This is a genomic window from Mycobacterium sp. (assembly GCF_049683355.1).
Lineage (GTDB): Bacteria > Actinomycetota > Actinomycetes > Mycobacteriales > Mycobacteriaceae > Mycobacterium.
Genome location: NZ_JBAUJB010000250.1, coordinates 1 through 7,920 on the forward strand (window position 1 = coordinate 1; position 7,920 = coordinate 7,920).

Annotated in this window: 8 protein-coding genes; 2 read left to right on the forward strand and 6 right to left on the reverse strand. The window is 70.4% G+C overall.

Translation table 11 applies throughout. The annotated features are described in order from the left end of the window. Together WA944_RS15285 and WA944_RS15290 are read left to right on the forward strand one after the other, a co-directional pair. A partial coding sequence (locus tag WA944_RS15285; protein ID WP_526647088.1) for a hypothetical protein occupies nt 1-363 on the forward strand: 363 nt, incomplete at its 5' end. Continuing rightward, a complete protein-coding gene (locus WA944_RS15290; protein ID WP_526374086.1) occupies nt 360-863 on the forward strand; it encodes a ferritin-like domain-containing protein in 504 nt (167 codons plus the stop codon). The genes WA944_RS15285 and WA944_RS15290, both read left to right, overlap by 4 nt. Before the next feature lie 6 nt (nt 864-869). Here WA944_RS15290 and WA944_RS15295 read toward each other — a convergent pair whose 3' ends face one another. The 6 genes from WA944_RS15295 to WA944_RS15320 all read right to left on the reverse strand — a co-directional run. Further along, complete coding sequence (locus WA944_RS15295) at nt 870-2,624, reverse strand: proline--tRNA ligase (RefSeq protein WP_526374085.1); 1,755 nt, start codon at nt 2,622-2,624, stop codon at nt 870-872. A 76-nt stretch (nt 2,625-2,700) separates the two neighbouring features. Beyond that, complete coding sequence (locus tag WA944_RS15300; protein WP_526374084.1) at nt 2,701-4,320, reverse strand: MFS transporter; 1,620 nt, start codon at nt 4,318-4,320, stop codon at nt 2,701-2,703. Between the two features lie 33 nt (nt 4,321-4,353). Next, nucleotides 4,354-5,541 (reverse strand): uroporphyrinogen-III C-methyltransferase, encoded by a 1,188-nt coding sequence (gene cobA, locus WA944_RS15305; RefSeq protein ID WP_526374087.1) that lies wholly within the window; start codon nt 5,539-5,541, stop codon nt 4,354-4,356. Between the two features lie 80 nt (nt 5,542-5,621). Further along, a complete protein-coding gene (locus WA944_RS15310) occupies nt 5,622-6,998 on the reverse strand; it encodes a cobyrinic acid a,c-diamide synthase CobB (RefSeq protein WP_526611399.1) in 1,377 nt (458 codons plus the stop codon). A gap of 7 nt (nt 6,999-7,005) precedes the next feature. Then, complete coding sequence (gene cobO, locus WA944_RS15315; protein ID WP_526372595.1) at nt 7,006-7,620, reverse strand: cob(I)yrinic acid a,c-diamide adenosyltransferase; 615 nt, start codon at nt 7,618-7,620, stop codon at nt 7,006-7,008. Between the two features lie 21 nt (nt 7,621-7,641). Beyond that, nucleotides 7,642-7,920, reverse strand: a 279-nt coding sequence (locus WA944_RS15320) for a vWA domain-containing protein (RefSeq protein WP_526647089.1), incomplete at its 5' end; no start/stop codon positions are given.

Consider the following 7,920-nt stretch of genomic DNA (forward strand, 5'->3'; position numbering starts at 1 on the left):
CGATTGGCCAGCGAGGTAGCCGCGGCAGCGCGGGGTCCCGTCGCGGACGCGCTGACCCAGGTCGCCGCCGAGCGGGCCGCACACGCCGAGGCACTCGGTGAGGAGATCGTCCGGATGACGGGCCACGCCCCGACGACCACGAGCACCACCACCACGACGACCACCTCGTCCACGTCGTCGTCCACCGTGCTGCCCGGCCCCACCGTCGAGGACGTGATCGGCGCGCTGCGGGTGTCGGCCGACAGTGCCGCGCAGGCCGCCGCCGCACTGTCCGGCTATCGCGCCGGGCTGCTCGCGTCGATCTGCGCGGCGTGCACGGCAGCTTTCAGCGTGGCGTTGACACCGATCGGCGGGACACCGTGACTTCACCGACCACACCGACCACACCGACCTCCCCGACCTCCGAGCCCGCCCTGCCGACGCGGCCGGACGATGCCGCCGACGGCGCGCTGTTCGACGCGGTCGCCACCGAGCACGCCACCATCTACGGCTACGGGTTGGTGTCGGCCCACTCCACGTTCGACCGCAACTACCTGGTGGCCGATGCGATGGACGAGCATCGGACCAGGCGCGAGGCGGCCATCACGATCCTCGAGGAACGAGAGGTGGATCGCCCGCTGCCCGCGGCGGGGTACTCGATGCCGATGGAGGTCGACACGCCCGCCGACGCCGCCAACCTCGCGGTGACGATGGAGCAGGACGCGGCCACCGCCTGGCGGGCCGTCGTGGAACAGGCGAGCGAGGAGACGGTGCGGGCCTTCGGCGTCACGGCGCTGACCGAGTGTGCGGTCACCGCCGCACGCTGGCGGCGCATCCGCGGCGACACCGCGACCACCGTTGCGTTCCCCGGCGGAACCGAGTAGCTCCCGCTATCCGCGGGGCGCCGTGACGGCGGCGACGATGTCGCCGACCGCCGCATCAACCGGGACTTCGCGCTTGTCACCGGTGAACCGGTCGCGCAACTCGACCACCCCGTCGGCCCAGCCGCGGCCCACCACCACTATCCACGGCACCCCGAGCAGTTCTGCGTCCTTGAACTTCACCCCAGGTGAGGACTTCCGGTCGTCGAGCAGCACCTCGAGGCCCCGGCCGTCGAGGTCGGCGGCGAGTTGGGTGGCCCCGGTGCGCGCGTCGGCGTCCTTGTTGGCGATGACCACGTGCACGTCGAACGGCGCGACCGATGAAGGCCAGCGCAGCCCGAGCTCGTCGTGGTGCTGTTCGGCGATCACCGCCGCCAACCGGGACACCCCGACGCCGTAGCTGCCCATCGTCAGGCGCACCGGCTTGCCGTCCTCACCGAGCACGTCGGCGGTGAACGCATCGGTGTACTTGCGGCCGAGCTGGAACACGTGTCCGATCTCGATGCCCCGCGCGGCCACCAGGGTGCCCGCGCCGTCCGGTGAGGGGTCACCCTCGCGCACCTCGGCGGCCTCGATGGTGCCGTCGGGGGTGAAGTCGCGCCCGGCGACCAGCCCGACCACGTGACGGCCCGGCTTGTCGGCGCCGGTGATCCAGGACGTTCCGTCGACGATCCGCGGGTCCACCAGGTAACGAACACCGTTGGCCAACAAGCCCTTCGGGCCGATGTAACCCTTGACCAGGAACGGGTATCTGGCGAAATCGGCGTCGTCGAGCATCGAGTACTCGGCCGGTTCGAGTGCGGCGCCGAGGCGCTTGTCGTCGACGTCGCGGTCACCGGGCACCCCGACGGCGAGCAGCTCCCATTCTCCGCCGGGCTGGCGCACCTTGAGGAGCACGTTCTTCAGCGTGTCCGCGGCCGTGACGTCACGACCGAGGTCCGCGCCGTTGGCCCAGTCGACGAGCGTCGCGATCGTCGGTGTGTCACCGGTGTCGTACTCCACCGGTTCGGGCAGCCCGTCGAACGGGATGGACTCCGGTTTGGCGGTGACCACGGCTTCGACGTTGGCGGCGTATCCGGATTCGGGACAGCGGACGTAGGTGTCCTCCCCGACGTCGCTTTCTGCCAGGAACTCCTCGGACGCGCTGCCGCCCATGGCGCCTGACACCGCCGACACGATGACGTAGCGCACCGCCAGGCGCTCGAAGATCCGCTGATAGGCGTCCCGGTGGGCGTAATAGGCGTTCTCGAGCCCCTCGTCGTCGACGTCGAACGAGTACGAGTCCTTCATGATGAACTCGCGGCCGCGCAGGATTCCCGCGCGTGGCCGCGCTTCGTCGCGGTACTTCGTCTGGATCTGGTAGAGCCGCAGCGGAAAGTCCTTGTAGGACGAGTACTCACCCTTGACGGTCAGCGTGACGAACTCTTCGTGCGTGGGCCCGAGCATGTAGTCGTTGCCGCGGCGGTCCTTCAGCCGGAAGACACCGTCGCCGTACTCGGTCCACCGGTTCGACGTCTCGTACGGACCGCGCGGCAACAGCGCCGGGAACAGGATCTCCTGTCCGCCGATGGCGTTCATCTCGCTGCGGACGACGGATTCGATCTTGCGCAGCACCCGCAGCCCCAGCGGCAGCCAGCTGTACAGGCCGGGAGCGACCGGACGCACATAGCCGGCCCTGATGAGCAACTTGTGGCTCGGCACCTCGGCGTCGGCGGGGTCGTCTCGCAGCGTGCGCAGGAACAGCTCGGACATGCGGGTGATCACAGCGGACAACCTTACTGATGCGGGTGAATCGGGCGCGCCGGTGCCGTCACGGTCGCCCAGCGCGCCGAATTCGCAGCTAGAGCTCTCCGGCGTCGATCGCGTCCTTGACTTCCTGCGCGTGTGCCACCTGCTCGGCGGTGTACCCGATGAACAGCGCGGCGCCACCGACGATCACCGCCACCGCGGCCACCCACAGCAAGCCGTAGGAGTAGCCCTGGTCCAGCGCGTGCAGCTGGGCGGCGGTCATGTCCTTAACCGGGCCGTTGGTGCCGCCGAGGTACAGCGTGCGCGACGTGATGACGGCCTGGATGATCGCCAGTACGACCGGCCCGCCGAGGCTCTGCAGCATCAGCGCGATCGCCGACACCGGCCCGATCTGGTCGAACCCGACACCGGCGATGGCCGACACGGTCAGGGGCACCACGATCATGCCGATACCGAAGCCGCCGACCGTGATCGGGAGCACCAGGTTCGGGAAGTACGGGATGCCCGCGTCGAGCGTGGAGCCGTACAGCATCGCGGCCAGCACCAGCACGCCGCCGCCGATCACCAGCAGCCGCGGCGGGAACTTCGACACCAGCGCAGACGACAGGCCCAAGCCGATGCCGAGCGCGATGACGAACGGGATGAAGCCGATACCCGCCCGCAGCGCGCTGTAGCCCATGATGTCCTGGACGTACAGGCCGATCAGGACGGTCAGCGTGAACATCACACCGCCGGCGAGGAAGATCGCGGCGAAGGTGGCCACCCGGTTGCGGTCGTGGAACAACTCGAACGGCACCACCGGGTTCTCCGCCGTGCGTTCGACGTAGAGGAATGCGGCCATACAGGCCAGCGCCGCGGCGCCGGAGCCGAGCGTCACCGCCGACAGCCAGCCCTGTTCGGGTCCCATCGAGAAGGCGAACACCGCGGCCGTGCAGCCCAGAGTGGCCAGCAGCGCGCCTGCGGCGTCGAGCTTGAGCCGCTCCTTGTTGGTCTCCCGCAGCGTCTTGCGGGCCAGGTAGATCACGAGCAGGCCGATGGGCACGTTCACCAGGAATGCCAGCCGCCAGGACACTTCGGTCAAGGCCCCGCCGATCACCAGACCCATCACCGAGCCGACGCCCGTCATCGCGGCGAAGACCGCTGTGGCGGCGTTGCGCGCCGGCCCCTTCGGGAACGTCGTCGCGATCAGCGCAAGACCCGTAGGTGAGGCGATGGCGGCGCCGACGCCCTGCAACAGCCGGGCGATCACCAGCGTGGCCTCGTCCCAGGCGATGCCGCACAGGATCGAGGCGATGGTGAACAGCGCGACGCCGACGATGAAGGTGCGCTTGCGGCCGATGGTGTCACCGAGGCGGCCACCGAGCAGCATCAAGCCGCCGAACGTCAGCACGTAGGCGGTGATGACCCAGCTGCGGCCGGCGTCGGACAGGCTGAGTTCGTCCTGGATCTTCGGCAGCGCGACGATCGCGATCGTGCTGTCCATGGTCGCCAGCAGCTGCATACCGCCGATGGCGATGACCGCCGCGAAGAACCGGCGAGAGGGAAGCCATGCGGGGGTCTTGCCGTACCGCGGCGGGGCTCCGTCTCCGGTACCCGATCCCGGGAGAGCGGCAGGCGCCGCGCGGTTCTGGGCGCGCTTGGAAGCGCGTCGCCCCTTGCCTTCGGCATCACGTCGCATGGCGGCACGCTCTGCGTCATTGAGAGCCGTCATAACGAGTTACCTTACAGTACTCTTAAGAATCCTTTAGCCAGCGAAGCCCGCGACGGACCCGATCACGATGATCGCGGGAGGCCGGATGCCTTCCGACCGGATCCGCTCCGGCGCGTCGGCGAGCGTGGCGCGCAGCGTCCGTTGCGCCGCCGTGGTGCCGTGCTGCACCACAAGCACCGGCGTCTGCGCTGGTCGGCCGCCTGCCAGCAGCACACTGGCGAACAGTTCGATCCGCTCGACGGCCATCAGCAGCACGATCGTGCCGCTCATCGCGGCCAGCGCATCCCAATTCACTAACGATTCGGGATGGTCGGGCGCGAGATGCCCGCTGACCACCACGAACTCATGGGTGATGCCCCGGTGGGTGACGGGAACGCCGGCGAGCGCGGGAACCGCTATGGCACTGGTCACACCGGGGACCACGGTGACCGGGATGCCCGCCTCCGAGCACGCGATGACCTCTTCGTATCCGCGGGCGAACACGAACGGGTCGCCGCCTTTGAGCCGGACAACGAACTTGCCCGCCTTGGCCCGGTCGACGAGCACGTCGTTGATCGCGTCCTGCGCCATCGCCCGGCCGTAGGGGATCTTCGCGGCATCGATCACCTCCACCTCGGGCGCCAGCTCGGCCAGCAGTTCCTGCGGCGCGAGACGGTCGGCGACGACGACGTCGGCGTGCGCCAGCAGGCGCCGCCCCCGCACGGTGATCAGCTCCGCGTCTCCCGGACCGCCGCCCACCAGCGCCACGCTGCCGGGGACGGCGCCGGGCGCCGCCGAGGTGTCCGCCGCGATCAGTCCCTGCTGCAGCGCCTCGTGGATCGCCGAGCGGATGGCCGCCGAGCGCCGGTGCTCACCGCCGGCCAGCACGCCCACCGCCAGCCCCTCGTACTCGAAGGACGCGGGCGTGACCGCCGTGCCCTCGCGCGCCACGTCCGCACGCACGCAGAAGAGGTGCCGCCGCTCGGCTTCGGCGACGACCGCCGCGTTGACGACCGGATCGTCGGTGGCCGCGATGGCGTACCACGCGCCGTCAAGGTCGCCGTCACGAAACGGCCGCATCGTCAACGTGATCCCGTCGAGAGCCTCGACAGCCGGGGTGGCGGCGATGGTGATGACGTGCACGTCGGCGCCGCTGGAGACCAACAGGGGCAGGCGCCGCTGCGCCACCGTTCCCCCGCCCACCACGACGACCTTCTTGCCCGTCAGCCGCAGACCGACCAGGTAGCCGTTCTGGGAAGTCTCCTGGCTCTCCCCCTGGCCGCTCTCCCCCTGGCCGTCGTCCGGGAGTTGCCCACGCGTGCTCACCACCCGGCGAGCCTAGATGTCGAGGCCGCGGCGACGAAGCGGGTGATCGCCTGCGGGTGGGCGGCGGGATGGGTGTGCAGGTAGCCGGCATGCACTCCGCCCTGGACCACGCCGTCCTCGACGGCTTTGCCCGCCCGGCCCCGGTAGCGCCACGCCGGATCGGGGTTGCCGGCGAAGCGCACGGTGGTCCGGTGGAATTCGTGGCCCACCACCCGGTCCCCGACGGCGTGCAGCGAGGAGTCGGCGACCGCGACCGCGTCGCGGTACCCGAGTGTCAGGGTCTGGGTGAACACCGCCGAGCCCGGCAGCACTGCGCACATCGGGTGCCCGTCGAGGTCGTCGACGAGATAGGTCAGCCCTGCGCATTCGGCGTGTACCGGGGCGCCGGCGGCGGCCAGCCTGTTGATCTGCCCGCGGACCAGATCGTTGGCCGACAACTCGGTGCCGAACTGCTCGGGGAATCCACCGGGAAGCACCAGCGCGGATGCGCCCGAGGGCAGGGGATCGTGCAGCGGGTCGAACTCCACGACGTGCGCCCCCGCCGCGCGCAGCAGTTCACCGTGTTCGGTGTAGCCGAAGGTGAATGCCTTGCCCGCCGCCAGCGCGACGATCACCGGTTCGTTCTCCGGCTCGGTCTGCGGCGGCATCCACGGCTCGCCGGTGACCCTACTGGCCGCGACGGCCGCCACCGCGTCCAGGTCGACGTGGCGGGCGACCAGCGAGGTCATCGCATCGACAGCGTCGCCGGCGCGGCGGCCGTGCTCGACGGCGGTGACCAGACCGAGGTGGCGCGACGGCACGGCCAGCTCGTCGGCGCGCGGGATCGACCCCAGCACCGTCACCCCGGCCTGTGCACACGCCTGGCGCAGCACCTGGTCGTGGCGCGCCGACCCGACGCGGTTGAGGATCACCCCGGCCAGGCGGACGGTGTGATCGAAGGTCGCAAAGCCGTGCAACAACGCCGCCACGCTGTGGCTCTGGCCGCGGGCGTCGACGACGAGCACCACCGGTGCGCCGAGCAACGAAGCGACGTGGGCGGTGGAGCCTCGCGCGACGCCGCCGGCGTCGGCGGCGTCACTGATGCGTCCGTCGAACATGCCCATGACGCCCTCGACGACGGCGATGTCTGCGTCGTCGCTTCCGTGCCGGTAGAGCGGACCGATGAGCGGGTCACCGACGAGCACCGGGTCGAGGTTGCGTCCGGGCCGGCCGGCGGCCAGAGCGTGGTACCCCGGGTCGATGAAGTCCGGGCCGACCTTGAACGGCGCGACCCGGCGACCCGCCCGGCGCAGCGCCCCCATCAGCCCGGTGGCGACGGTCGTCTTCCCGCTGCCTGATGCCGGCGCCGCGATCACCACGGCCGGCGTGCTCACCACGCGTTCACCACTCGATGCCCTTCTGCCCCTTGCGGCCGGCATCCATCGGGTGCTTCACCTTGGTCATCTCGGTGACCAGGTCCGCGGCGTCGAGCAGCGCCGGGGGCGCGTCACGGCCGGTGATCACCACGTGTTGGGTTCCCTGACGGGACCGCAACACCTCGACCACCTCGTCGACGTCGACCCACCCCCACTTCAGCGGATAGGTGAACTCGTCGAGCACATAGAAGTCGTGGCGCTGCTCGCCCAGTCGGCGGGCGATCTCGCCCCACCCGTCGGCGGCTGCGGCGGCGTGGTCGTCCTCGGTGCCGGTCTTGCGGGACCAGGACCAGCCGGCGCCCATCTTGTGCCATTCGACCGGACCACCGACCCCGCGCTCGTCGTGGACGCGGCCCAGTTCGCGCAGCGCCGTCTCCTCCCCGACCTTCCACTTCGCGCTCTTGACGAACTGGAACACCGCGATGTCGAAGCCCTGATTCCAGGCCCGAAGCGCCATGCCGAACGCGGCGGTGGACTTGCCCTTCCCCGGGCCGGTGTGCACGGCGAGGAGTTGGGCGTTGCGCCGCGCCCGGGTCGTCAGTCCGTCGCGGGGCACCGTCAGTGGCTGACCCTGAGGCATCCCGTCATCCCTTCTGAGACTTCATGCCGCGCCCCTCTCGGCCTGCACCTTCACCAGCGCCGTCAGGTTGTCGGCCCGCAGCTGATCGAGCCGCACCGACGGAGCCTTCAGGTGCCGGGCCAGATCGACGGCCAAATCCAGTCGGATATAGGACGTCTCGCAATCGACGACGACGGCAGCGGCACCTTCGGCGACCAGTCGCGCCGCCGCGATTCGGGTCCGGCCGACCGGGTCCGGTCCGCCCGTTGCCCGGCCGTCGGTGAGCACCACCACGAGGCTGCGGCGGGCACGGTCGCGGGC

Bases quoted from the DNA above. Each gene is read 5' to 3' on its own strand.
- WA944_RS15300 (WP_526374084.1), bottom strand. From the start codon at position 4,320: ATGACGGCTCTCAATGACGCAGAGCGTGCCGCCATGCGACGTGATGCC.
- cobO (WP_526372595.1), bottom strand. From the start codon at position 7,620: ATGCCTCAGGGTCAGCCACTGACGGTGCCCCGCGACGGACTGACGACC.